Raw genomic sequence first — 21,464 nt, 5'->3', positions numbered from 1 at the left:
GGTGGTCGACAACATCGCGGCTGGTGGTGGTGGTATCCACTGCGCCACCCATGACCTGCCCGGCACCCCCGACGCGGGCTGACCGCGCGGCGGTTGCCGGGGCGGACGAGGACGGGCGGGGCGGCCAGGGGTCGTCTGTCGGGTGGAGCTGAGCAGCTTCCCGGCCGGGAGGTGGTGCAGGTGGTGGTCGACAACATCGCGGCTGGTGGTGGTGGTATCCACTGCGCCACCCATGACCTGCCCGGCACCCCCGACGCGGGCTGACCGCGCGGCGGTTGACGGGGCGGACGACGACGGGCGGGGCGGCCAGGGGTCGTCTGCCGGGTGGAGCTGAGCGGGCGTCGCCGGAGCACGTGCCCTCCTTGCCCGGCATCGGGCGGGAGGGGGCTCCACGCCGGCTTCTCCTCGGTCGCCGATGCTCCATGCGGACCCTCCCCGGCATCCGGCCGGGAGGCGGCACCTTCGCGGCGCCGCCGAGGCGCGCGCCCTGCTGTCCCCAACGGGCAGGAGGGGCCCTTCGGCGACGCCCGTCAACCGGCAGGAGGGGCCTTCGCCGACGCTCGCCCACGCGGCGCAGCCGCACGGTGTCACGGCCGCCCCCTACGAGGAGACCGCCCCCGTGGACGGCAGGCGCCTGGCCGGGCGTCAGCTGAGGCGGCGTCACACGGCCCTCCGGACCGAGCCGGTCCGGAGGGCCAGCGGCATGTCCGAGGCCCGGGCCCGCCTGCGGTCCTCGGACTACCGCCCGCGCGGCGGGAGTTCGGCCTCGATCGCCTCGGCGAGCAGCATCCGGGCGTGCTCCAACGGGATCGAGCCGCTGAGCCAGCGGACGCTGAGCCCCTCCAGCAGGGCGGTCAGCCGCTCGGCGGAGGAGGCGTGGGCGGGGGCGGTGCCGGTCGGGTCGGCCTGGCCGAGCAGGTAGGCGATCTCGTGCACCCAGGTGTGGGTGGCCCGGGCCAGGTCCTCGCGCAGCTCCGGGTCGAAGACCGCGCTGGCCCTCAACTCGCCCCAGGCGGTGCTGTTCTCCCGCACCTCGGGGGTGTCCTGGAGCTCCAGCAGCAGGGCCTGGGACAGCTCGGCGCGCGGGTCACCGGCGGTGGCCGGGTCCTGTTCGGTGGTGTACCGGTCGGCCCGCTCGCCGATGAACTCCAGCGTCTCGCGCAGGATCCCGGCCCGGTCGGTGAAGTGGTAGTAGATGAGCGCGGCCGAGACGCCCGCCTCGGTGGCGAGCTCGGCGACCCGCAGGCCGCGCACGCCGCGCCGGCTGATCACACGGGTGGCGGCCCTGAGTATCTCTGTTCGACGGTCTGACACGGGCGTTCACTCTACCTGCACAGTAGTCGTCCTGACGAGATTTTCAGCGAATACCTCCGCTGGTTGCTGGCCTGTAGGGGTGCGTAGGCGGCGTGAGGGAGGCTCATTCCCCGATCCGCTGCGTCTCATGCCTTGACTGAATTTTCAGTCCAGAGCAGGATGTGTGTCACCCCACACACCTCCCGATCCCTCCAGGGAGTCCTGATGAGCGCCATCTCCACCCCCACCCGCCGCAGCCTGCTGAAGTTCGGCGCGGCGGCCGTACCGCTGGCGGCCCTCGGTGCCGCCCTGCCGGGCGCCGGAGCCGCCCGGGCCGCCACCACCCCCGGCGGCGCCACCCTGCGGATGCCGGCCGAGACCGACCGGCACGTCCGTACCTTCATGGCCTGGCCGGCCCTGCGCTCGGTCTGGTCCTACGACCTCTCGGTCGTCCGGCGGGACATCGCCAACGTGGCGTACGAGATATCCCGCTACGAGCCGGTCGTGGTGCTGGCCCGGCCCGAGCAGGCCGCCGACGCCCGCTACACCTGCGGCTACGGCGCCTACCACCGGATCGAGGTCGAGGAGATCCGCAACGACGACCTGTGGATCCGCGACTTCGGCCCCACCTTCGTGGTCGCCCCCGGCGCGGTGGCCGGCGTGGACACCAACTTCAACGGCTGGGGCAAGCGCGGCACCGACTACTACCAGCCCTACGGCAACGACGCGGTGGCCGCCGAGGAACTGCTCTACCGCTACGGCGTCGACCGGATCAGGGCCGGGTTCGTCGGCGAGGGCGGCTCGCTGGAGACCGACGGCGAGGGCACCCTGCTGGTGACCGAGAGCTCGCTGGTCAACCCGAACCGCAACCCCGGGATGAGCCGGGCCCGGGTCGAGGAGGAGCTCAAGCGCTCGCTCGGCCAGGACAAGGTGATCTGGGTGCCGGGCCTGGCCGGTGCGGACATCACCGACTGCCACATCGACTGCCTGGCCCGCTTCACCGCCCCCGGCAAGGTGCTGCTGGACAAGCCCGGCCCGGACACCGACCCCCGGTGGGTGCGGGTCTACCAGGACACCAAGCGGATCCTGCAGAGCGCCACCGACGCCCGGGGCCGCCGCCTCCAGATCACCGAACTACCCGGCCCGGACAAGAAGTTGATCCGGGGCGAGGGCAAGGAGTTCCTCTCCAGCTACAGCAACTACTACACCGTCAACGGTGCGGTGATCGCCCCGCAGTTCGGCGACCGCTACGCCGACGGCCTCGCGTACACCATCCTCCAGGCCGCCTACCCGGACCGCCGGGTGGTGCAGCTGAACATCGACGGCATCGCCTCGGGCGGCGGCGGCATCCACTGCGCCACCCAGTCCCAGCCCGCCGTCCCGCCGGCCCGCTGAGCGCACCGGGCCCGGCCGCTCCACCCTTCGAACCACCATTCACGAGAAGAGTTGTCATGACGTTCCGCATGCCCGCCGAGTGGACCGAGCACGAGGGCTGCCTGATGGCCTGGCCCACCCGCGAGGACCTCTGGGGGGCCACCTTCGAGGATGCCAAGCGCGAGTACGCCGAGGTCGCCCGGGCGATATCGGAGTTCGAGCCGGTCACCATGGTGGCCGCCCCGGGCCAGGGCGAGGAGGCCCGCGCGCTCTGCGGTGAGGGCATCGAGGTGACCGAACTGCCCATCGACGACGCGTGGTTCCGGGATTCGGCGCCGATCTTCGTGCTCGGCCCGGACGGCGCCCGGGCCGGGGTGGACTTCCGCTTCAACGCCTGGGGCCGCAAGCACAGCCCGTGGGACGCCGACGACCGGATCTCCGGCCTGCTGCTGGAGCGCCTCGGCGTCGACCGGATCGAGTCCGGGATGATCCTGGAGGGCGGCGCCGTCACGGTGGACGGCGAGGGCACCCTGATCACCACCGAGCAGTGCCTGCTGCACGAGAACCGCAACCCCGGCATGACCAAGGAGCAGATCGAGGCCGAGCTGATCGCCAGGCTCGGCGTCAGCAAGGTGATCTGGCTCCCGTACGGCGGCCTGCTGGACACCGAGACCGACGGCCACGTGGACGGCGTCTGCGCCTTCACCGCGCCCGGTCAGGTGCTGATCCAGCTCCCGAGCGACCCGGCCCACCCGGACTACCAGCGGATGCGCGACAACCGCGCCGTGCTGGCGGCGGCCACCGACGCGCAGGGCCGCGCGCTGGACATCGTCGACCTGCCGCAGACGGTCTTCACCGAGATCGCCAGCCAGGAGATCGAGGTCTGCTACCTCAACTTCTACGTCGCCAACGGCGGCGTGGTGGTCCCCGTCGCCGACCTGCCCGGTGAGGAGGAGGCGCTCGCGGTGATCGCGGACTGCTTCCCGGGCCGCAAGGTGGTCGGCGTCCGGGCCCGGGCCATCGCCTTCGGCGGCGGTGGCGTGCACTGCATCACCCAGCAGATCCCGAAGGAGCCCCGCGCATGACGCACCGTCAGTACCGCTCCGCAGCAGTGAGAGCCTCGGCGCTGGCCGCCGCCGCACTGCTGGCCCTCACCGCCTCGGCCTGCTCGGGCCCGCCGAAGGCCGACACCGCCGACGCCGCCGCGTTCAAGCTCTCCGCCGGGACCCCGGCCGGCAAGGCCGGGCTGGACTCGTTCAGCTGGGCGGTCTACGCCGAGCCGCCCACCCTGGACTACGTCTCGGCCTTCGGCTACCCGCAGAACACGGTGCTCTCGAACGTCTGCGAGTCCCTGATGCGGTGGAACCCGGACCTCACCCTGGGGCCCGGCCTGGCCGAGAAGGCGACCAACCCGGACCCGAACACCTGGGTCTACGACCTGCGGCCGAACGTCCGCTTCCACGACGGCGGCACGCTCACCGCCGACGACGTGGTCTACAGCCTCGGCCGCCAGATGAACCCGGACAACGCCGCCGCCTGGGCCCAGCAGTTCCAGCACGTCAGCAGCATCACCAGGACCGGGCCGCTCCAGGTGACCGTCAAGCTCACCCAGCCCGACTCGCAGTTCAACCAGTACATGGCCACCGCCGCCGGGGTGATCGCCTCGAAGGCGGGCGTCGAGGCGGCCGGCAAGGACTACGGGACCACCGGCAGCCTGGCCTGCACCGGCCCGTTCAAGCTCGGCGCCTGGACCAAGGGCCAGTCGATCGAGCTGGAGCGCTTCGACGGCTACTGGGGCAACAAGGCCAAGGCCGGCAAGGCGGTCTTCCGCTTCCTCACCGACCCCTCGGCCCGGGTCAACGCGCTGCTCAGCGGCGAGGCCGACGGCGGCTACCTGATCCCGACCGAGGCGTACCAGCGGCTGCGCTCCGGCGGCAACGGCACGCTCTACCACGGCGAGGGCCTGAGCACCGTCAACGTCAACGTGACCAACATGAAGGGCGTGCTCGGCGACCTGAGGGTCCGTCAGGCACTCTCGCTGGCGCTGGACCGCTCGGGCTTCGTCAAGGCCGGCCTCGGCGGGGCCGGGCAGGTCACCGGCTCGCTGACCAGCAAGGCGGTCTGGGCCGGGGCGCCGGAGACCGTCCGGACCCAGGCGTTCACCGGCCTCACCCCGACCGAGCCGGACCTCGCCAGGGCCAAGGCGCTGATCCAGGAGGCCGGCGCCACCGGCAAGAGCATCACGGTGGCCACCAGCCCGATCGGCCTGGACGTCTCGGTGCTGGCCACCGCCGTGCAGGCGGCCGGCGCGAAGATCGGACTGGACGTCAAGCTGAAGACCATCGCACCGAACGCGTTCACCGCGCTGTTCACCGACCCGCAGGCGCGCGAGGGGATCGACATGTTCCCCGAGACCTACTACGACTCGATCACCGACCCGCTGGACCTGCTGGCCAACTTCAAGACCGGCGCGTACCAGAACTTCGCCGGCTACAGCGACCCGGCCTACGACGGTCTGGTGGACGAGGCGGTCAAGGCGACCGACCCGGCCCTGCGGTACGCGCTCAGCGCCAAGCTGCAGAAGACCGCCTCCGAGCAACTGCTCTGGATCCCGGTCGCCGAGTGGCCGACCGCGGTCTTCCTCAACAAGCGGATCAGCGGCGCCCCCACCACCATCTCCTACCTGTACCAGCCGTGGGCCGCCGAGGTGGGAGCAGCCCCGTGAGCTTCCTCAGATTCGCCGCCCGGCGGCTGGCCGAGATGGCCGCCACCCTGGCGGCCGCCTCCTTCGTGATCTTCGGGGCGATGTACCTGGCGCCGGGCAGCCCGGCCAGCTTCCTGCTGGCGGGCCGCTCGGCCTCCCCCGAGGCCATCGCGGCGGTCAACGCCCAGTACCACCTGGACGACCCCTTCCTCGTGCAGTACCTGCGCTGGGCCGGCCAGATCCTCCAGGGTGACTTCGGACGCTCCGTCACCTACCGCACCGACGTCTCCCGGCTGCTCGCCGACCGGCTGCCGGCCACCCTGCTGCTGGTCGCGATGGCCCTGGTCCTGGTGCTGGTGGTCGGACTGCTGCTCGGCTGGCTCGGCGCGGTGAAGGGCGGTGCGGTGGACTCCACCGTGCTGGTCGCCACCACCGTCGCCGTCGGCACCCCGTCCTTCGTCGCGGCCGTGCTGCTCCAGGCGGTCTTCGCGGTCGGCCTCGGCTGGTTCCCCAGCGGCGGCACCGGCGAGGGCTTCGGCGACATGGTGTGGCACCTGACCCTGCCCGCCGTCGCGCTGGCGCTCTACCTGATCGGCATGCTGGCCCGGGTCACCCGGGCCGCGATGGCCGAGGGGATGGGCCAGGAGCACGTCACGGTGGCCCGCAGCCGGGGGGTGACGGAGCACCAGGTGATCCGGCGTCACGTCTTCCGCAACGCGCTGGGCACCGTGCTCACCACCGGCGGCCTGATCGTCTCCACGCTGCTGGTCTGCACCGTGCTGGTGGAGACCGCGTTCGCCGTCGGCGGCATCGGCCAGCTGCTCGAACTCTCCACCACCACCAAGGACTTCCCCACCGTGCAGGCCATCTCACTGATCATGGTCGGGCTGTTCATGGGGGTGAACCTGCTGGTCGACCTGCTGCACCCGCTGGTCGACCCCCGGGTCACCCTCGGCGCGGGGAGGGGCACCGGATGACCGCCGCCCTGACCCGCCGGCCGGGCCTGGCCCGGATCCGCACCGACCGCAGCGTGCTCCAGCTGGTCTGCCTGGGCTTCGTCGCCCTGGTGGTGCTGGCCGCGCTGCTCGCCCCCTGGCTCGCCCCCGCCGACCCGAACGCGGTCGAGCTGGGCAACGCGCTGGCCGCCCCGTCCGCCGAGCACCTGCTCGGGGTGGACGCCTCCGGGCGGGACACCCTCGCCCGGCTGCTGCTCGGCGCCCGCACCTCGCTGCTCGGCCCGCTCGGCGTGGTGGTCTTCTCCACCCTGGCCGGGGTCGCCGTCGGCGTCACCGCAGCCTGGCGCGGCGGCTGGCTGGACTCGGTGCTCTCCCGCAGCACCGAGCTGGTCTTCGCCTTCCCCGGCATGCTGCTCGCCATCCTGATCGTCTCGGTCTACGGCGAGGGCCTGCTGGCCCCGGTGATCGCGCTGGCCGTCGCCTACCTGCCCTACGTCAGCCGGCTCACCCGCTCGCTGGTGCTGGCCGAGCGGGCCCGCCCCTACGTGGAGGCCTACCAGGTGCAGGGCCATTCCGGCCTGCAGATCTGCCTGCGGCACGTCATCCCCGGCATCGCGCCGGTGGTGCTGGCCCAGTCGACGATCAACTTCGGCTACGCGCTGATCGACCTGGCCGGCCTCTCCTTCCTCGGGCTGGGCGTCCCCGCGCTCACCCCCGACTGGGGCCGGATGGTCTTCGACGGCCAGTCGGCCGTGCAGAACGGCTACCCGCTCTCCGCGATCCTGCCCTGCGTGGCGATCGTGCTGACCGTGGTCGCCTTCAACGTCGTCGGCGAACGCTGGGCCGACCAGGTCGCCAGGAGGGACCGATGACCACCCTGGAGACGACCACCTTGGAGAAGGCCCCCACCCTGGAGGTCCGGGGCTACCGGCTGCACCTGCCCGGCACCGCCCGGCCGGTGCTGGCCGGGGTGGACCTCACCGTGGCCGCCGGGGAGACCGTGGCCCTGGTCGGCGAATCCGGCTCCGGCAAGAGCCTCACCTCGCGCAGCGCGCTCGGCCTGCTGCCGCCCGGCGCCGTCACCGAGGGCACCCTGCGGGTGGCCGGGGACGACGTGCTCACCATGACGGGCCCTCAGCTGCGCAAGCTGCGCACCCACACCGCCGCGATGGTCTTCCAGGACCCGAGGGCGGCGGTCAACCCGCTGCGCCGGCTCGGGGACTTCCTCACCGAGAGCCTGCGGCTGAACGACGGCCGCTCGGCGAAGGAGGCCGAGCGGCGCGCGGTGGAGATGCTGGACGCCGTCGGCCTGCCCGCCTCGGTGCTCGACCGCTACCCCGGCCAGGTCTCCGGCGGCATGCTCCAGCGGGTGATGATCGCCGCCGCCCTGATGGGCGATCCGGCGCTGATCCTGGCGGACGAGCCGACCACCGCCCTGGACGTCAGCTCGCAGGCCGAGGTGGTGGCGCTGCTGGACGACCTCCAGCAGCGCTTCGGCACCGGCCTGCTGTTCGTCACCCACGACCTCGGCCTGGCCGCCGCGATCAGCGACCGGGTGTACGTGATGTACGCCGGCCGGATCGTGGAGACCGGCCAGGCCGAGGCGCTGTTCGAGCGGCCCCGCCACCCGTACTCCGCCGCCCTGCTCGCGGCCACCCCGCGGCTGGACGCACCGGGCGGTCGGCTGGCGGCGATCGAGGGCCGGCCGCCGAGCCTGCGCGAGGAGGTGACGGGGTGTCCGTTCGCACCACGCTGCCCGATCGCCACCTTCGAGTGCACCCAGCGGGAGCCCGTCCTGCTGCCCGTCCCGGGTGAGCCCGGCCGGCAGGCGGCCTGCCACCACAGCGACCGTACCGGGGAGGTCCGGGCCCATGGCTGATCAGCTGACCGCACCGTCGGCAGCCACCGCCGCACCCGTGTTGGAGGTGGTCGGACTGCACCGCTCCTACGGCGGAGTGCGGGCGGTGGACGACGTCTCCTTCACCCTGGCGGCGGGCGGATCGCTCGGCATCGTCGGCGAATCCGGCTCCGGCAAGACCACCAGCGCCCGGATCGTGGTCGGCCTCGAACGGGCCGACCGCGGACGGGTGTCGGTCAACGGCCGGGACCGGACGGCCTCCGGCGGGCGGGGCCGGGCGGCCCGGCTGGCCCGGGCCCGGGAGGTGCAGATGGTCTTCCAGGACCCCTACCTCTCGCTGGACCCGCGCTGCTCGGTCGGCACCGCGCTGACCGAGACGCTGCGGCTGCACTTCCCCGGGGCCGACCACCGCGCCCGGATCGACGAACTGCTGGAGCAGGTCGGCCTGGGCGCCCGCGAGGCGTCCGCGCTGCCCCGCCAGCTCTCCGGCGGACAGCGCCAACGCGTCGCCATCGCCCGGGCGTTGGCGGTCGAGCCGGCCCTCCTGGTGCTGGACGAGGCGGTGGCCGCGCTGGACGTCTCGGTGCAGGCGCAGATCCTCAACCTGCTGGCGGAGATCCGCGAGCGGACCGGGATCGGCTACCTCTTCATCACCCACGACCTGGGCGTGGTGCGCTGCGTGACCGAGGAGGTGATCGTGATGCGCCAGGGCAAGGTGGTGGAGGCGGGTCGGACGGCCGAGGTGCTGGCCAATCCCCAACACCCGTACACCCGGCTGTTGTTGGACTCGGTACCGAGGCTGGGCTGGGATCCGAAGGCGATCGCGGCGGCTCGCCGGGCGCTCTGATCCGGTGCTGCGGTGCTGCGGCCGCAGTGCTGTGGAGCCGGTGTCGTGAGCCGCTGCCGTGAAGTCGGCGCGGAGCACCCGCCGTCCGGCCCGTCGTGCCCCTCGCGGCGGCGGGCCGGACGGCCGTTCGCGTGATTCGCCCGAGTGGGGGTGCAGTGCCTGACCGGGAACGGCCGGGTGCGCCCCTACTGTCGGACGGGCCGTTCCGTGCCCGTTCCTGCCGTGAGGGGATCCGTCCGTGAGAGAGCCCGCCCTGTCCCGCCGGACCCTGCTGCGGTCGGGCTCGGTCCTGGCCGCCGTCGCGCTGCTCGACGGCTGCTCCTCCTCGGCGGACGACGGTGGTGCGGAGCCGTCGGCCTCGCCGTCGCCGTCGCCGTCCGCTGCCCCGTCGTCCGCTGCACCGTCGCCGACGCCCGTGGCGCTGGCGATGCCGGCCGAGTCCCGGCGGCACACCCGGACCTTCATGGCCTGGCCGGCCCTGGAGGAGGTCTGGGGTGCCGAACTGCCCGCCGTCCGACAGGACATCGCCCGGGTCGCGCAGGCCGTGGCCCGGTTCGAGCCGGTGGTGCTGATGGCCCGTCCGGAGCAGGCGGCCGAGGCCCGGCAGCTCTGCGGCTCCAGCGTCGAGGTGATCGACCTCGCGGTGGACGACCTGTGGGCCCGGGACACCGGCCCGACCTTCGTGACCGGCGGCGGGGCGATCGCCGGAGTGGACCTCAACTTCAACGGCTGGGGCAACAAGCAGGCCCACGGCAACGACTCCCAGGTCGCCCGCAAGGTGCTGGAGCGCTACCGGTTGCGCCGGATCGAGGCCCCGATCACCGGGGAGGGCGGTGGCATCGAGGTGGACGGCGAGGGCACCCTGATGGCCACCGAGAGCTGCTGGGTGAACGGCAACCGCAACCCGGGCAAGAGCCGGGACCAGATCGAGGCCTCGTTCAAGGAGCTGTTCGGCGTCCGCAAGGTGATCTGGTTCACCGGAGTGGCCGGACAGGACATCACCGACTGCCACGTCGACGCGCTGGCCCGCTTCGCGGATCCGGGCGTGGTGGTGCTGCACCGCCCCGGCCCGGACGCCGAGCCGGACATCTGGTCGCGCGCCTCGGACCAGGCCCTCCAGGTGCTCAAGGACGCCACCGACGCCAACGGCCGCAAGCTGCGGATCGTCGAGCTGGTCGAGCCGGACCTCAGCGGGCAGCCGGACCGGGGCAAGGACTTCCTCGCCACCTACCTCAACTACTACGTCGTCAACGGCGCCGTCATCATGCCGAGTTTCGGGGACAAGGCGTCTGACGACCGGGCGGCCGGCATCCTCGGCGAGCTCCACCCGGGCCGCCAGGTGGTGCCGGTGGAGATCAACGCGATCGCGGCGGGCGGCGGCGGCATCCACTGCTCCACCCAGCAGCAGCCGGAGCCCGTCGCCGCCGTGCCACCCGTCGCCGCAGTGCCACCGGCGGCCGCTGTGCAGTCCGTCCGGTGAGCCCGCTGAGCGCGGTGCGGCGGGCCCGCCCGGCACGGTGGCAGCTGGTGCTGCTGGCGCTGATCGTGGTGCTGGTGGGCGCCGGCATCACGCTCTACCTGGACGAGCGGAACAGCCGCCAGGAGCCGCGCCGTCTCGGGGTCGAACTCGTCGGCGACGGCGTGGAGTTGGACATCACGGTGCAGGAGGTGGACCCGGGCTCGCAGGAGGTCACGCTCTACACCGTGCTGGTGCCGCACGGCAGTCTGGCCACCGGCCCGGAGGCGATGACCTTCACCCGCCCGGTGGAGATCACGGTGAACGCGCAGACCGCCACCAAGCTGAAGGTGGAGGCCGGGCAGGCCGCCACCCCGCAGGCGGTGACCCTCGGCCTGTACGGCGGGACGCCCAGCGACTACCCCTTCGACCGGTACAAGCTGTCGGCGAGCTGGGAGGCGTCCTCGGGTGGTCAACCGGTGCCGCTGGAGGTGCTGTTCACCGATGCCGACCCGTTCTTCCTGACCAAGGCTCAGGACGTGTCGGAGGCACCGGCGGAGGCGGTGCTGGAAGCGAAGATCACCCGCTCCCGGAGCACCTTCATCCTGGCCTGGTTCATGATCGCGGCGATGTGGGCGCTGGCGCTGTCGGTGATGGGCGGCGCGTTCGTGCTGATCCGCAAGCGCAGCCCGCTGGTCTGGCCCGCACTGGGGTGGATGGCGGCCACGCTGTTCGCGCTGATCGGGCTGCGCAACGCGGCCACCGGCTCGCCGCCGATCGGCTGCCTGATGGACTACGTGGCGCTGTTCTGGGCCGAGGGCATCATCGCGGCCAGCCTGGTCGGCACGGTGGTCACCGGCCTGCGGGCCGAGCAGCGGGCGGCGGCGGAGACCTGACGTGGACTCGGAGTGCTGCGGAGCGGGGCGGCCGGCAGCCCGGACCGCCGTGGGCTCAGGCGGCCGGGGCCGTCGATGCGGCCAGGCCGGCGAACAGCGCGCGGAGGGCGGGTGCCGGGTCGTAGGCGGGATCCAGGGACTGGAAGGCGGCCAGCCCGTCCGTCCCGGCCGCGGCCGCCTCGCCCAGCGGCGCGGGGTCGAAGGCGCCGCCGCGCTCCTCGGCCAGCACCGCGTACAGCGTGGTGAAGCAGGCCCGCCAGCGCCGGTACTCCGCCGCCAGTGCCTCCCGGACCGGCTGGTCGTTCACCGCGAACCAGTGCAGTGCCGAGTGCAGCCGGGAGAGGTCACCGGCCTCCGGCTGGCTGAGCAGTACGATCACCCGCTCCGCGCGCTCGGCGAAGCCGCCCGGCCCGGCGGCCGCCTCGGCCAGCGGGTCGATCCACTCCGGCCGGATCGCCTCGACCACGGCCACGATCAGGTCGGTGCGGGTCTGGAAGTGGTAGTGGCACATCCCGTGCGTCACTCCGGCGCGAGCCGCCACGTTCCGCGTGGTGAACGGGACTTCGCCGTCCCCGGCGAGCAGCTCGCGGGCGGCGGTGAGCAGCCGGGCCCGGGTCTGCTCGCCCTTGGCCGAGGCCCGGGGCCGGCGGGCGGCCGGTGTCTGATCTTGGAGCTGCGCCATCCGGGCACTCTACTTCCCCGGATGCCGCTGAGGCTTCGTCGGAGCGCAACAGCTTCTGCGTGAAGTATTGACCGAGCGCTTGGTCAGTTTTACCTTCTGCATCAGGCCGTGGAGCGACCACGGCCGCACTGACGGAAGGTCACTTCATGACCAGCGCACGCGAACCCCACTCGCAGTCGCCCGCCGCCGACGGCAGAGCCGGCACCACCGGCATCGCCGGGGACACCGGCCGGAGCGGGACCGAGCTCGGACGGCGCGGCTTCCTCGCGGCGGCGGGCCTGGCCGCCGCAGGGGCCACCTGGGCGGTGGCCGGCGGCTCGGCCGGTGCCTCCACCACCACCCGGTCCGCTGCCGGGGGTACCGCCCCCGGCCTGGCGGCCGGCACCTTCTCGGTGCCGGTGGACACCGTCCGGCACACCCGCACCTGGATGGCCTGGCCGGACGACGCCTCGATCTGGACCGGCCGCAGCGGCGGCCGGCGCGGCGGCAAGGTGCCCTCGCTCAGCCAGATCCAGGGCAACATCGCCCTGATCGCCAACACCGTGGCCCGCTACGAGCCGGTCTACATGATGGCCAACCCGGCCTCGGCCGCCGCCGCCCGCCGGGCCTGCACCGCCGCCAACATCACCGTCATCACCAGCATCCCGGTGAACGACTGCTGGACCCGTGACACCGGCCCGGTCTTCCGCACCAACGGCCTCGGCGGCCTGGACTGCATCGGCCTCAACTTCAACGGCTGGGGCGGCAACCAGACCTACACAAACGACGGCAAGGTGGCCGCCCGGGTCGCCGCGCTGCTCGGCCTGCCGTTCACCGCCGCCGCCATCGTCGGCGAGGGCGGGGCGGTGGAGACCGACGGCGCGGGCACCCTGATGGCCACCAAGAGCAGCCTGCTGGTCTCCAACCGCAACCGCGGCATGAGCCAGGCCACCGCCGAGACCGCGTTGAAGAACGCCTACGGGGCGAGCAAGGTGATCTGGTTCGCCGGGGTGGCGGGCCAGGACATCACCGGCGACCACGTGGACGCCACCTCGCGCTTCCTGGAGCCCGGCCAGGCGCTCGTCCAGCAGCCCAACGCCACTGACGACCCGTCGGACGTCTGGACCAAGGACGAGATCAACCAGTACAACGTGCTGGCCGCCGCCACCGACGCGCGCGGCGTCCGGATCCAGGCCACCAAGCTCGGCGGCCCCGACTACTACTCCATCCGCCAGTCGGACCCGGCCTTCGTCGGCTCCTACGCCAACTACTACGTCTGCAACGACGCGGTGATCGCCGCCCAGTTCGGCGACTCGCGGGCCGACGCCGCCGCCAAGTCCAAGCTCCAGTCGCTGTTCCCCGGCCGCACGGTGGTGCAGCTGAACATCGACTACCTCGGCCTCGGCGGCGGTGGCATCCACTGCGTCACCCAGCAGCAGCCCGTGCCGTAAGTCCGTGCCGAAGCCCCAGCAGGAGCCCCGCCGAGGCCCGTACCGTGATCCGGTCGGGCCCGGCGGGCAGGTCGGTCCCGGCGGCATACCGTGCGCGCCGGGGCCCGACCGCCGTGCGGCCCCGGACTGTCGGAGCATCACCGGCCGGCCGGTGGCATGGCCGATCGGGCGATCACCACCGGCAGTTCAGAGGGAGTGGCCGGGCTTCGACTCCTCCGGGTGGAAGGGGTGGTCGAACGCGAAGGGGTTCGGGGTGAGGTCGTCGGACCAGAGGCAGGCCACTTCGACGCCGTCCTCGACGGCGTCCAGGACATCCAGCGTCTCCACCACCACCAGGGCGGTCCGGCTGGTGCCACCGGCGCCGTTGGCGTAGGTCCGCTCCTCCCGGCGGCCCCGGGCGAGGGCCTTCGGCAGGGCGTCCTCGAAGTCGTCGGCCAGGACGAGGTAGGCCGAGACCGAGTAGAGGTGGTCGTCGCTGCCGGTCGCCAGGTGCGCGAAGCGGATCCGGGCACTGAACCATCGGAGCCCGGGGGTCGGGTCTGCGGAGATCATGAGGCACCGTAGCCCGGGGGGCCGGCGTCGGCGCAGCCCATTTCTTGGCCGGTGCGGTCAGGGGCTTCGTGGCGGGGGAGGACGGACGGTGCGCGGCGTCGGGGTGTCGGGGACGTCACCGCTTCGTACCGGTGTGCCGAGGGCCGCGTGCGGGGCGGTCGAGGTGCCTAGGCTCGCGGTATGACTGCTGACCGGTGGTACGTCCTCGTCGAGGAGGACACCCGCGCGACCCGACGTGCTGACGGCGTCGAACTCAAGCTGCACCGTTGGACCTTGGTGGCCACCCACGCGGTGGACGGTGGTGAGGAGGCAGCCCGCGCGCTGGCCGAGGAGGCCGCGCTGCGCCACCTGCCCGACCTGATCGCCCGTCACACCAGGCCGGGGGACGTGCCGGCCCGGCACGCGTTCGTCACCTCGGACGGCTCCTGGCTGGTGCTGCTGAAGCACCAGCACCGGGAGTGCCACGTCCGGATCACCACCGCCCGGCTGGTGCACTCCTCCGGCGAGGTCCAGGCCCCGCCGAGGACCTTGAAGGACAAGTTCCGTACCGCGCTGGACGGCCCGGCTCCGGCTCCGGCCCCCTGGACCCCGCAGGCCGGCCACGGGGCACCTGAGTACCCGTACTCAGGTGCCCCGGGGCCGGACGGGCGAGACTGAGCCGGGAATCCGCGAGGCGAGGGGATGATGAGGGTGAGTCAGATGTGGGGCGAGCTGTGGCAGCCGCCGGACGAGCAGCGCCGTCGTCCTCGGCCGCCGCGGACCAGGCGACGGCGGGAGCCGGTCACCGCTGCGGAGGCGATCACCGGGGTCGTGCTCGCGCTGCTCGGGCTCGCGGCCGTGGCGGCCGTCGCCTTTCCGCTGGGAGTGCTGTTCCTGATGTCCACTGCGGGGCCGTACGAGTGAGTCGGGGTCAGATTCCGCGGAGGAAGACGACCGCGTCGGCCTCGCCGACGGTGGCCGGATCGAGCGGGGCGTAGGTGTGGTCGGCCGGAGTGCGCAGGGGGGTCTCCGGGGGGAGGGCTCCGGCCAGGGCAGGGGCGGGGAGCACGGTGCGGCTGCCGGGGTGGGCGGTGTGCAGCAGCCCTTCGATGGTGTCGGGGGCCGGGTGGTCGGTGCCACGCGCGCCGAAGGTGGTGGCGGTGAACGCGTAGCCGTCGCCCAGGCGGGCGGCGAGCAGGGCGCCGCCGCTCCACCAGCTGAGCCGCCGGCCGCCGAACTGCATGCTGCTGACCGTGCGTTGGAGATGGCTGTTGTGGGCGAAGACCAAGGTCGGCCCCCGATCGGCCTCGCGTTCGGCGACGGCTGACAGGTTGTCGGCCATCATCAGGCCGCGCAGTCCGCACAGGCGGGAGAGCCGCTCGGGGTCGGTGTCGGCCAGGCCGGCGTGGTAGCGGAGCAGGCCGGTGGCGGTGCGGGCGTGCAGAGCGGCCGACCGGAGGTGTTCGGCGGAGGTGGCGGCGAGCAGCCGGGGTGCCTGGGCGGCGAGCAGCGCGGTGAGGTCGTCGGCGATCAGGCGCAGCTTGGCGGCCTCGGGGGTGCGGCCGACCGACCTCGCCGGGTCCGCCATCACCCCCGGGTCGGTCCAGCGGGCCGGGTCGCCCAGCAGTCCCGTCAACTCGTCGAGGGTGACCGGGAGTTCGAGGTGGGCGGCGAGCAGGCCGTGCAGGGTGGTGAGCGCCGGGCCCGGGGCGGCGGCGCCGCTGATCTCCAGGGGGCCGTCGATGCCGTCGAAGCGGAGACAGTCCTGCGCGGGGTGGGCCGCGTTCCACTCCCGCATCCAGCGCAGCAGTTCGCGGTTGCCGGGGTAGGCGCCGAAGCCGTGGCTGAAGCCGTGCGCCGTCGCGTGGTCGAGCCCGCCGGTGCCGTCGGCGACGTAGGCGTCGGCGGTCAGGCCCGCCAGGCAGTCGGACTCCAGGGCGATGGAGCGGTAGCCGTGCTGCTCGACCAGGTGGCGGAAGAGCTCGTTGCGCAGGTCGAGGAAGGCATCGGCGCCGTGGGTGGGCTCGCCGAGGCCGAGCACCCGGACGGCGGGGGAGAGCAGGGAGGCCAGGCTTTCACCGCTGAACGGGGTGAGCCCGGTGGGCTGGAAGGTCATGGCTTCGACCGTATCCTTGAACCTTCGGTGTGGACTTTCGGAGATGTGGACCCGAGGATGCGCGGCAAAAGTCTCAAGAAGGGGTTGCGCCCGGTCGATCTGGCCCGGGAGCACGGCCTGTCGACCCAGGCGGTGCGCAACTACGAGGAGGCGGGCTTCCTGCCGCCCGCCGAACGCTCTCCCAACGGCTACCGCGCCTACACGCAGCTGCACGCCGCCGCGCTGCGGACCTTCCTCGCCCTGATCCCCGGCCACGGTCACGCGACCGCCGGTGCGGTGATGCGGGCGGTGCACCGAGGACGGGAGGAGGAGGCGCTGCGGCTGATCGACGGGAGCCACGCGCTGCTCGCGGAGGACCGGCGGACGCTGGAGTCGGTCGCCCTGGCGCTGGGTGACCTGGCGTTGGGTGACCGGGTGTCGGGAGACCCGGCGCCGGGTGACCCGGGACCGGTGTCGGTGGAGGAGGTGCGGGGCACGGACGGTCTGCTGATCGGGCACCTCGCGCACCGCCTCGGCCTGCGCCCGGCCACGCTGCGCAAGTGGGAGGCGGCCGGGCTGGTGGTGCCCGAGCGGGACCGGCGGACCGGATACCGGGTCTACCGGCCCGGGCAGGTGCGGGACGCCCTGCTGGTCCGTCAACTGCGGCGGGGCGGCCACGGGTTGGAGCGGATCGGGCTGGTGCTGGAGCAGGTGCGGACGGCCGGCGGGGCCGAGCCCCTACAGGCGGCCCTGGCGGAGTGGAGTGCCCGGCTGACCGCGCGGGGCCGGGCGCTGCTGGCCGGAGCGGCGGCCCTGCACGCCTACCTGGAGCTGCCCGAGGACGGGGCGGCCACCGGTTCGGCGCCCTGACGCCGGGTCAGCGGTCAGAGCCGGACGGTCAGTTCCACCGCGACCGGGTCGTCGGTGGTCAGGCCGAGCGGGGTGCGGACGGCGAGCTTGAGCGGCAGCAGGTAGCCGCCGTCCTTGGGGAAGAGCGAGGTGGTGAAGGCGGTGCCGGCAATCCTGGCCTCGACCGGGATCACGCCCCAGCCGTAGCTGGCCCGGGCCGCCACCTCGCGGATGGCGGCCGACTCGTCGGCCGGGACGGGGACGTAGTAGTACGGGGCGGGGCCGCGCCACTCGATCACGTGGCCGGTGAAGCTGAGGTCCATGCGGGGGTGGTCCGTTGCGGTGAGGAGGGTCGGGCCCGGCCAGGGTATCCGGCCGGGCCCAGGAGAGGGCGGAGCGGGAGGCCGACCGCGCCGGGGAGCCGCCTGCCGGGCGGCCGTCCGAGTCGGTGGCACCGGGTCAGCGGTGGCCGCCGCTCCCCGGCCCGTGGCGGTGCGGACCGAGGTCCGACCCCGCCCGGAGGGTCGGCGGGCCGGGGTCGGGCCGCGGCTCGGCGGGCCGGGTGTCGGTTCAGGAACTCCGGTGGGTGATCAGGCCGTTGGACACGGTCAGGGCCACCGGGGACTGGGCGAGCTCGTCGGCGGGGACGGCCAGCGGGTCGAGGGCGAGGGCCGTGAGGTCCGCGCGCAGGCCGGGGGCGATCCGGCCGGTGCGGTCGGCTTCGCCGGCGGCGATCGCGGCGTGGGTGGTGTAACCCTCCAGCGCCATCAGGGGGGTGAGGGCCTGCGCGGGGACGACCGGCGGGATGTCGGTGCCAGGGGTGCGGCGCAGCTGTGCGTGGGCCAGCACCTCGCGGGGGTCGAAGTGCGCGATCGGCCAGTCCGAACCGAGGGCGAGCACCGCGCCGGTGTCCCGCAGGGTGCGGCACGGCCAGGCGAGCGCCGCGCGCTCCTCGCCGAGCCGCCGGGACCACTCGTCCGTGTGGTCGGCCCGGGTGTAGGCGCCGTGGGTGGGCTGCATGGAGGCGATCACGCCCAACTCGGCGAACCGGGCGGCCTGCTGCGGGGGCAGGCTCTCGATGTGCTCGACCCGGTGCCGCATCCGGCCGCCCGGGCCGAGCGCCGCGACGGAGTCGAGCACGTGCCGCACGCCCGCGTCACCGATCGCGTGGGTGGCCGTCCGCGCCCCGGCGGCGTGCAGGTGGTGGACGGCGGCCGTGTACTCGGCCGGGTCCAGCCAGAGACCGTCCCGGCCCTGGCCGTGGCAGTCGGCGTGCTCGAACCAGGCCGAGCCGCCCTCGACCGTGCCGTCCATGAAGAACTTCACACCGCCGACCAGCCAGTTCCGGCCGGCGGTGCCCTGGAGCGCGGCCAGCGCGTCGAGGCCGTCCCGGTCGATGCCGGGCATGCACCACGGGGCGATCCGCAGGCGCAGCGGCAGCTCGGCCCGATCCTCGATCGCGCGCAGCAGGTCGAGCACCTCGCCGCCGGCGTCCATCACGTGGGCACCGGTCAGCCCGGTCGAGGCCATCGCGGAGAGCAGGGCGAGCAGCGCGTCGCGCCGCTCGGTGAACGGGCGGCGCGGCACGATCGCGGAGACCAGGTCCATCGCGGCGTGCTCGACCAGGTGTCCGGTGGGAGCGCCGTCGGCGTCGCAGACGACGGTGGCGCGCTGGGCGAAGGCGCGGGGGCCGTCGATGCCGGCGGCGCGCAGGGCGGCGCCGCTGGCCAGCGCGGAGTGGCCGTCGTAGAGGCGGAGGAAGACGGGGGTGTCCGGGCCGAGCACCGCCTCCAGCAGGTCGCGGTGGATCGGGCGGCCGCCGAAGACGTTGTGGTCCAGGCCCCAGCCGACCACCCAGCCGTCGGCCCGCCGGGCACCGGTCAGCGCGGCGCGCAGACCGTCCAGGTCGCGGACCGGGGAGAGATCGGTGCCGTCGGCCATCTCCAGGCCCAGGGCCGGGTGGCTGTGGCCGTCGACCAGGCCGGGGACGAGCGTCGCGGTGCCCAGGTCGATCACCTCGGTGCCGGGGCCGCGCCAGTCGCGCGCCTGCTGCGCGTCGCCGACGGCGGTGATCAGGCCGTCCCGGAGGGCGACGGCGGTGGCCTGCGGCCGGTCGGGGTCGAGGGTGTGCACCCGGGCGGCGAGCAGGACGGTGTCGGGGGCGAGGGTCACGCGGTACTCCAGGGGTGGGCGGGCGGGTTGACGGGTGGTCAGCTGGTCGGAGCAGGGGCGGCGGGTGGGGCGTGTTCGGTGGCGAAGGCGGCGTACACCCCCGGGCGGGTGGCCCGGGCCCGCAGGGCGTAGCCGGTGCCGATCAGGAACACCGTGGGCACCAGCAGGATCAGCATGGTGTTGACGGCCGGTGACGCGCCGGTGATCAGGTCCGTGTGGGTGACGATCAGCCAGAGGGCCGCGGCCAGCAGGACGGTGGCGGTGACCGGGGCCAGGACGGTCCGCAGGACACCCGCACGGTGCGTCAGGCGGCGGAAGTACAGCGGCACGGCCAGCGCGGCGAGCAACTGCAGGGTGACCAGGGCGAGCATGCCGGGGGTGTTCACCCAGAGCAGCAGCTGGGTGTACGGGTCCGCCCCGGCGGCGGCGAAGGCCAGCACCACGACGGCGCCCAGCACCGTCTGCGCGAGGCCCGCCACGTACGGGGAGCGGTGGCGCGGGTGCACCCGGCCGAGCGCTGCGGGCAGCACGCCTTCCTCGGCCAGTGCGAGGCCGTACCGGTTGGTGGCGTTGTGGAAGGCCAGCAGCGAGGCGAGGAGGCTGGTGACGATCAGGACGTGCATCGTGTCGGCGGCCCACGGGCCGACGTAGCCGCTGATCGCGGTGAAGAACAGGCCGCCGGGGTCCTCCGCGGCGGCCGCCACCACCTCGCGGTCGCCGAAGGCCTGGATGACCGTCCACACGACGAAGGCGTAGAACAGGCCGAGGAAGGCGACGGCCAGGTAGGTGGCGCGCGGGACGGTGCGGTCCGGGTCGCGGGCCTCGCGGCGGTAGATGACGGTGGACTCGAAGCCGGTGAACGCGGCGAAGGCCATCGCCAGCACGCCGGGCATCCCACGGTCCGTCAGGTGGGCGGGGGAGAAGGCGTCGAGGGAGAGCCCGTGCGCGCCGCCCTTCAGCAGCACGGCGCCGGCCAGCAGCACCAGGATGCCGGTCTCGGCCAGCAGCAGGACGCCGAGCAGCTTGGCGCCGAAGTCGATCGAGCGGTAGCCGCCGTACCAGATGACGACCAGTCCGGTCAGCGCGATCAGGGGCCAGGGGACGTCCAGGCCGGTCAGCGAGAGCAGGGTGTCGTGGGTGGCCGAGCTGAGCAGGCCGTAGACGCCGATGTTCATCCCGAGGTAGCCGAGCAGGGCGAGCAGCGCCGCGCCGAAGCCGGCCGGGCGGCCGAGGCCCTGGGTGATGAAGGCGTAGAAGCCGCCGGCCCCGCGCACGTGGCGGCTCATCGTGGTGAAGCCGACGGCGAACAGGCCGAGGGTGAGGCCGGCCGCCAGGTAGGCCGCGGGTGCGCCGGTGCCGCCGATCAGCAGGGCGAGCGGGGCGACGCCGGCCATCACGGTGAGCGGGGCGGCGGCGGAGACGACGAAGAAGGCGATGTCGGCGGTGCCGAGCGCGCCGGGACGCAGGGTGGGGGCGGACGCGTGCGGTCCGGGTGCGGGGGTCGGGGCCGGGTGGGAAGCCATGCGGGACCTGCCCTTCCACGGAGGCCGGGGTGGGGTCCGGGGCGTCCTCCGTAAACCTAAAGCATGATGGTTTCGGCACCCTAGCCCGCCCGGATACGCTGTGGGAAGACCCGATGTCCCGCGCCCTCGTGGGCACCGGCCACCCGAGGAGGGGGAACGATGGGGCGGCCGAGCAAGGCCCTGCTGGACCTGGACCGGATCACGTCCACCGCGCTGGAACTGGTCGACGAGCACGGCGACTTCAGCATTCCGCAGATCGCCAAACGGCTCGGCGTGCAGACCGCGTCGGTCTACCACCACGTCGAGGGCCGGGCCGGGATCATCGAGCTGCTGCGGGCCAGGCTGACCGCCGACATCGACCCGGCGGGCCTCGAACTGCGGCCGTGGGACCGGGCGATGGAGGCCTGGGCGCTCTCCTACCGCGCGGCCTTCGCCGCCCATCCGCGAGCCGTCCCGCTGCTGATGATGGCCCAGGTCGCCGCGCCCGAGGCGCTGGCCCACTACGAGCGGGCGGTCGAGCTGCTGCTGGCCGTCGGCTTCCCCGAGCCGGTGGTGATGCCGCTGATCACCGCGCTGGACAACCTGGTGCTCGGCTCGGCGATCGACCTGGCCGCCCCCGAGTCGATGTGGGCCCCGGCCCCGGACGGCTCGACTCCGCTGCTCGCCCGGGCCCTCGACGCCGTGCCCGACGGGCGCCGCGCCGACGCGGGCTTCGCCTTCGCCCTGGAGGGCTTCCTGGCCCACGCCCGCCGCACCCTCGCCGAGGCCGGCTGACGGGTGACGGCGGGCGGGTGACGG

At 73.6% G+C, this 21,464-nt stretch carries 22 protein-coding genes; 15 read left to right on the top strand and 7 right to left on the bottom strand.

Annotation, left to right across the window (positions count from 1 at the left end; genetic code table 11):
* The first annotated feature begins 93 nt into the window (after window positions 1-93).
* Entirely contained in the window at window positions 94-264 is a 171-nt protein-coding gene (locus ACIRBX_RS01755; protein ID WP_402293115.1) for an agmatine deiminase family protein, read from the top strand.
* Window positions 265-738: 474 nt separating this feature from the next.
* Here the strand turns inward: ACIRBX_RS01755 and ACIRBX_RS01750 are convergent, their stop codons facing one another.
* Window positions 739-1,314 (bottom strand): TetR/AcrR family transcriptional regulator, encoded by a 576-nt coding sequence (locus ACIRBX_RS01750; RefSeq protein ID WP_402293114.1) that lies wholly within the window; start codon window positions 1,312-1,314, stop codon window positions 739-741.
* 204 nt (window positions 1,315-1,518) lie between these two features.
* On the opposite strand from ACIRBX_RS01750, the gene ACIRBX_RS01745 reads away from it, so the two are divergent.
* The 9 genes from ACIRBX_RS01745 (at window position 1,519) to ACIRBX_RS01705 (ending at window position 11,384) form a co-directional block, all read left to right on the top strand.
* Window positions 1,519-2,688, top strand: coding sequence for an agmatine deiminase family protein (locus ACIRBX_RS01745; RefSeq protein WP_402293112.1), 1,170 nt, complete (start codon window positions 1,519-1,521; stop codon window positions 2,686-2,688).
* A 56-nt stretch (window positions 2,689-2,744) separates the two neighbouring features.
* Window positions 2,745-3,752 (top strand): agmatine/peptidylarginine deiminase, encoded by a 1,008-nt coding sequence (locus tag ACIRBX_RS01740; RefSeq protein ID WP_402293111.1) that lies wholly within the window; start codon window positions 2,745-2,747, stop codon window positions 3,750-3,752.
* Entirely contained in the window at window positions 3,749-5,392 is a 1,644-nt protein-coding gene (locus ACIRBX_RS01735) for an ABC transporter substrate-binding protein (RefSeq protein ID WP_402293109.1), read from the top strand. The genes ACIRBX_RS01740 and ACIRBX_RS01735 overlap by 4 nt, the downstream gene beginning before the upstream one ends.
* On the top strand, window positions 5,389-6,348 hold the full coding sequence (locus ACIRBX_RS01730; protein WP_402293108.1) for an ABC transporter permease: 960 nt from the start codon (window positions 5,389-5,391) through the stop codon (window positions 6,346-6,348). Before ACIRBX_RS01735 ends, ACIRBX_RS01730 begins: the two co-directional genes overlap by 4 nt.
* Window positions 6,345-7,199, top strand: a complete 855-nt coding sequence (locus tag ACIRBX_RS01725; RefSeq protein WP_402293106.1) for an ABC transporter permease — start codon at window positions 6,345-6,347, stop codon at window positions 7,197-7,199. Before ACIRBX_RS01730 ends, ACIRBX_RS01725 begins: the two co-directional genes overlap by 4 nt.
* Window positions 7,196-8,206 carry an ABC transporter ATP-binding protein gene (locus ACIRBX_RS01720; protein ID WP_402293105.1) on the top strand — a complete coding sequence of 337 codons (1,011 nt, stop codon included), beginning with the start codon at window positions 7,196-7,198 and terminating at the stop codon, window positions 8,204-8,206. Before ACIRBX_RS01725 ends, ACIRBX_RS01720 begins: the two co-directional genes overlap by 4 nt.
* Window positions 8,199-9,032 (top strand): ABC transporter ATP-binding protein, encoded by an 834-nt coding sequence (locus tag ACIRBX_RS01715; RefSeq protein ID WP_402293104.1) that lies wholly within the window; start codon window positions 8,199-8,201, stop codon window positions 9,030-9,032. The genes ACIRBX_RS01720 and ACIRBX_RS01715 overlap by 8 nt, the downstream gene beginning before the upstream one ends.
* Window positions 9,033-9,270: 238 nt before the next feature.
* Window positions 9,271-10,512: an agmatine deiminase family protein gene (locus ACIRBX_RS01710; protein WP_402293103.1), complete on the top strand. Its 1,242-nt coding sequence runs from the start codon at window positions 9,271-9,273 to the stop codon at window positions 10,510-10,512.
* Window positions 10,509-11,384: a DUF4436 family protein gene (locus tag ACIRBX_RS01705; protein ID WP_402293102.1), complete on the top strand. Its 876-nt coding sequence runs from the start codon at window positions 10,509-10,511 to the stop codon at window positions 11,382-11,384. The genes ACIRBX_RS01710 and ACIRBX_RS01705 overlap by 4 nt, the downstream gene beginning before the upstream one ends.
* 55 nt (window positions 11,385-11,439) lie before the next feature.
* Here the strand turns inward: ACIRBX_RS01705 and ACIRBX_RS01700 are convergent, their stop codons facing one another.
* Complete coding sequence (locus ACIRBX_RS01700; protein ID WP_402293101.1) at window positions 11,440-12,066, bottom strand: TetR/AcrR family transcriptional regulator; 627 nt, start codon at window positions 12,064-12,066, stop codon at window positions 11,440-11,442.
* Between the two features lie 146 nt (window positions 12,067-12,212).
* On the opposite strand from ACIRBX_RS01700, the gene ACIRBX_RS01695 reads away from it, so the two are divergent.
* A complete protein-coding gene (locus ACIRBX_RS01695) occupies window positions 12,213-13,496 on the top strand; it encodes an agmatine/peptidylarginine deiminase (RefSeq protein ID WP_402293100.1) in 1,284 nt (427 codons plus the stop codon).
* Window positions 13,497-13,682: 186 nt separating this feature from the next.
* On the opposite strand, the gene ACIRBX_RS01690 is transcribed toward ACIRBX_RS01695, so the two are convergent.
* Entirely contained in the window at window positions 13,683-14,048 is a 366-nt protein-coding gene (locus ACIRBX_RS01690; protein WP_402293099.1) for a DUF4288 domain-containing protein, read from the bottom strand.
* Between the two features lie 180 nt (window positions 14,049-14,228).
* Between ACIRBX_RS01690 and ACIRBX_RS01685 the strand changes: the two genes are divergently transcribed.
* Both ACIRBX_RS01685 and ACIRBX_RS01680 read left to right on the top strand, forming a co-directional pair.
* Entirely contained in the window at window positions 14,229-14,705 is a 477-nt protein-coding gene (locus ACIRBX_RS01685) for a hypothetical protein (protein WP_402293098.1), read from the top strand.
* A gap of 27 nt (window positions 14,706-14,732) precedes the next feature.
* Entirely contained in the window at window positions 14,733-14,951 is a 219-nt protein-coding gene (locus tag ACIRBX_RS01680) for a hypothetical protein (RefSeq protein ID WP_402293097.1), read from the top strand.
* 7 nt (window positions 14,952-14,958) lie between these two features.
* Here ACIRBX_RS01680 and ACIRBX_RS01675 read toward each other — a convergent pair whose 3' ends face one another.
* Window positions 14,959-16,143 (bottom strand): erythromycin esterase family protein, encoded by a 1,185-nt coding sequence (locus ACIRBX_RS01675; RefSeq protein ID WP_402293096.1) that lies wholly within the window; start codon window positions 16,141-16,143, stop codon window positions 14,959-14,961.
* A gap of 57 nt (window positions 16,144-16,200) precedes the next feature.
* Here ACIRBX_RS01675 and ACIRBX_RS01670 point away from each other — a divergent pair, with 57 nt between their 5' ends.
* Window positions 16,201-16,992, top strand: a complete 792-nt coding sequence (locus ACIRBX_RS01670; RefSeq protein ID WP_402293095.1) for a MerR family DNA-binding transcriptional regulator — start codon at window positions 16,201-16,203, stop codon at window positions 16,990-16,992.
* 14 nt (window positions 16,993-17,006) lie between these two features.
* Here the strand turns inward: ACIRBX_RS01670 and ACIRBX_RS01665 are convergent, their stop codons facing one another.
* The 3 genes from ACIRBX_RS01665 to ACIRBX_RS01655 all read right to left on the bottom strand — a co-directional run bounded on the left by ACIRBX_RS01665 (window position 17,007) and on the right by ACIRBX_RS01655 (window position 20,666).
* On the bottom strand, window positions 17,007-17,294 hold the full coding sequence (locus tag ACIRBX_RS01665) for a DUF1905 domain-containing protein (RefSeq protein WP_402293094.1): 288 nt from the start codon (window positions 17,292-17,294) through the stop codon (window positions 17,007-17,009).
* Window positions 17,295-17,541: 247 nt separating this feature from the next.
* Window positions 17,542-19,143: an amidohydrolase gene (locus ACIRBX_RS01660; RefSeq protein WP_402293093.1), complete on the bottom strand. Its 1,602-nt coding sequence runs from the start codon at window positions 19,141-19,143 to the stop codon at window positions 17,542-17,544.
* Between the two features lie 38 nt (window positions 19,144-19,181).
* Window positions 19,182-20,666: an APC family permease gene (locus tag ACIRBX_RS01655; protein WP_402293092.1), complete on the bottom strand. Its 1,485-nt coding sequence runs from the start codon at window positions 20,664-20,666 to the stop codon at window positions 19,182-19,184.
* Between the two features lie 159 nt (window positions 20,667-20,825).
* Here ACIRBX_RS01655 and ACIRBX_RS01650 point away from each other — a divergent pair, with 159 nt between their 5' ends.
* Window positions 20,826-21,440, top strand: coding sequence for a TetR/AcrR family transcriptional regulator (locus ACIRBX_RS01650; protein WP_402293091.1), 615 nt, complete (start codon window positions 20,826-20,828; stop codon window positions 21,438-21,440).
* Window positions 21,441-21,464: the final 24 nt, after the last annotated feature.

The sequence above is a fragment of the Kitasatospora sp. NPDC096147 genome (genome assembly GCF_044763225.1).
Taxonomy (GTDB): domain Bacteria; phylum Actinomycetota; class Actinomycetes; order Streptomycetales; family Streptomycetaceae; genus Kitasatospora.
The sequence above is the reverse complement of the archived record's forward strand: the minus strand, read 5'-3'. Positions and strand labels throughout refer to the sequence as shown.

Coding starts and splice junctions, on each gene's coding strand:
- ACIRBX_RS01720 (WP_402293105.1), top strand. CDS start 7,196: ATGACCACCCTGGAGACGACCACCTTGGAGAAGGCCCCCACCCTGGAG.
- ACIRBX_RS01690 (WP_402293099.1), bottom strand. CDS start 14,048: ATGATCTCCGCAGACCCGACCCCCGGGCTCCGATGGTTCAGTGCCCGG.
- ACIRBX_RS01680 (WP_402293097.1), top strand. CDS start 14,733: ATGAGGGTGAGTCAGATGTGGGGCGAGCTGTGGCAGCCGCCGGACGAG.
- ACIRBX_RS01740 (WP_402293111.1), top strand. CDS start 2,745: ATGACGTTCCGCATGCCCGCCGAGTGGACCGAGCACGAGGGCTGCCTG.
- ACIRBX_RS01675 (WP_402293096.1), bottom strand. CDS start 16,143: ATGACCTTCCAGCCCACCGGGCTCACCCCGTTCAGCGGTGAAAGCCTG.
- ACIRBX_RS01745 (WP_402293112.1), top strand. CDS start 1,519: ATGAGCGCCATCTCCACCCCCACCCGCCGCAGCCTGCTGAAGTTCGGC.
- ACIRBX_RS01725 (WP_402293106.1), top strand. CDS start 6,345: ATGACCGCCGCCCTGACCCGCCGGCCGGGCCTGGCCCGGATCCGCACC.
- ACIRBX_RS01695 (WP_402293100.1), top strand. CDS start 12,213: ATGACCAGCGCACGCGAACCCCACTCGCAGTCGCCCGCCGCCGACGGC.
- ACIRBX_RS01685 (WP_402293098.1), top strand. CDS start 14,229: ATGACTGCTGACCGGTGGTACGTCCTCGTCGAGGAGGACACCCGCGCG.
- ACIRBX_RS01650 (WP_402293091.1), top strand. CDS start 20,826: ATGGGGCGGCCGAGCAAGGCCCTGCTGGACCTGGACCGGATCACGTCC.
- ACIRBX_RS01700 (WP_402293101.1), bottom strand. CDS start 12,066: ATGGCGCAGCTCCAAGATCAGACACCGGCCGCCCGCCGGCCCCGGGCC.
- ACIRBX_RS01655 (WP_402293092.1), bottom strand. CDS start 20,666: ATGGCTTCCCACCCGGCCCCGACCCCCGCACCCGGACCGCACGCGTCC.
- ACIRBX_RS01715 (WP_402293104.1), top strand. CDS start 8,199: ATGGCTGATCAGCTGACCGCACCGTCGGCAGCCACCGCCGCACCCGTG.
- ACIRBX_RS01735 (WP_402293109.1), top strand. CDS start 3,749: ATGACGCACCGTCAGTACCGCTCCGCAGCAGTGAGAGCCTCGGCGCTG.
- ACIRBX_RS01670 (WP_402293095.1), top strand. CDS start 16,201: ATGCGCGGCAAAAGTCTCAAGAAGGGGTTGCGCCCGGTCGATCTGGCC.
- ACIRBX_RS01665 (WP_402293094.1), bottom strand. CDS start 17,294: ATGGACCTCAGCTTCACCGGCCACGTGATCGAGTGGCGCGGCCCCGCC.